We start from the raw sequence: 1,686 nt of genomic DNA, 5'->3' as shown, positions 1-1,686 counted from the left end.
GGTGTGATGGGCGAAATCGACGCTGAGGTCCTCGTCGCTGAGCTGGACCGGGCCGAAGGGATGGGCCCGCAGCAGATAGTGCAGATGGGTGGAGCCATGGGCCCACAGCGCCTGGCCGTTGGACAAGAGCATATTGAAAGTGCCGTGGCGCGCCAGCTGCGGCATCAGCTCGGCCAGCGTGGCGCTGAGCTCGGCGATGCTGGGCACATCGCAATGCGCCTTGGCCAGCTCCTGCATCAGCCAGCAGAAGGCGCGCTCGCTGTCGGTCTGGCCGACCGGCTTGAAGGCGGCATGCAGGCGCGGATGGAAGTCGACCAGATTGCCGTTGTGCGCAAACACCCAGTAGCGCCCCCACAGCTCGCGCTGGAAGGGGTGGGTGTTCTCCAGCGCCACCTGGCCCTGCGTGGCCTTGCGGATATGGGCGATGACGTTATCGCTCTTGATCGGGTAGTGCTTGACCAGCTCGGCCAGCGGCGAGGCACGGGCGCTGTGGTGGTCGACGAAATGGCGCAGGCCGTGGCCCTCGAAGAAGGCGATGCCGAAGCCGTCCTTGTGCTCGTCGGCGCGGGTGGCCAGGCCGGTGAAGCTGAACATCACATCGGTCGGCGTGTTGGCATTCATGCCCAGCAGTTGACACATCAGGGCTACTCCAGAAACAAGCGGGTCAGCCCCTTGACAGTGATCAGGCTGCCGGGATTGCTGGTCTCGTTGAGCACGCCGCTCATGCGCCGCAGGATGCGCGGGCTTTTCTGCGCGCGCCAGATCAGCAGGTCGACCAGCCAGGGCGTGCCGTTGATGCGGTCGGCGCGGGCGTAGAGATCGAATTTGGGCTTGAGTCCGCGCAGGCCCTGCTCGTAGAGGGCGCGCGCCGCGGCATCGTCCTCGCGATGGGCCAGCACCGCCTCGGCGGCCAGCATGCCGGTCTCCAGCGCCTTGCCGATGCCCTCGCCGGTGAAGGAGTAGGTGGAGCCCGCCGCTTCGCCGGTGACCATCAGGCCGGGCCGGCTCCAGCGCGCGCCTTCCAGGCTGAAGCGCAGCGGCGCGCCCTTCAACTCGCCGACCAGTTCGCCCTCGCGCATCAGCTGCGCGGCGGGCTCGTAATGCGTGGTGAAGGCATCGAAGATGGCGCGCAGATTCAGCGCCTTCTTGGCGCCCTTGCCGTCGGCGGAGCTGTGGCTGCCGGTCACGCCGACACCGATATTGAAGCAGTCATCGGGGGCCGGAAAGATCCAGCCATAGCCCGGCCGCAGCGCCCGGCTCCAGACCACATCCATCGCCTTGATGCGCCCCACCATTGAAGGCGCCCGTACATAGCCGCGCAAGGCCACGCCGCTGGGCGTGTGGCGCTCGCACATGCCGGCGGCGCTCAGGGCCATCGGCGTCGCGCCGGTGGCCAGCAGCAGCCAGCGGGCTCGGATCTCGATCACTTGCTCATCCTGCCGCAGCCGGGCGCCGACGACACGGCCCTGTGCATCCTCCAGCGGCGCCTCGAAACGCCAGGGCGTCAGCACGCGCGCGCCGGCCGCCTGCGCCGCCTCCAGCAGCAGCAGATCCAGCTCGCGCCGCGGCAGCACCGCCAGATTGCCCGGCACATCGATGCGGCCGCCGCGCGGGCCTATGCAGCCCACATGCGCGATGCGCTGCGCCTTGGCCATCACCGCGTCCAGCACGCCGAGCCGCGACAGC

Annotated in this window: 2 protein-coding genes; both read right to left on the bottom strand. The window is 68.7% G+C overall.

Annotation, left to right across the window (positions count from 1 at the left end):
* Positions 1–639: class II glutamine amidotransferase (locus tag PO768_RS28750; protein ID WP_272648787.1), on the bottom strand; the 639-nt coding region annotated here is incomplete at its 3' end.
* A 5-nt stretch (positions 640–644) separates the two neighbouring features.
* On the bottom strand, positions 645–1,686 hold a 1,042-nt coding region (locus tag PO768_RS28745), incomplete at its 5' end, for an NAD(P)/FAD-dependent oxidoreductase (protein ID WP_272648786.1).

The organism is Paucibacter sp. XJ19-41 (genome assembly GCF_028462495.1).
Lineage (GTDB): Bacteria > Pseudomonadota > Gammaproteobacteria > Burkholderiales > Burkholderiaceae_C > Roseateles_E.
Note: the sequence above shows the minus strand (reverse complement) of the source record. Positions and strands in the feature narration are given on the sequence as shown.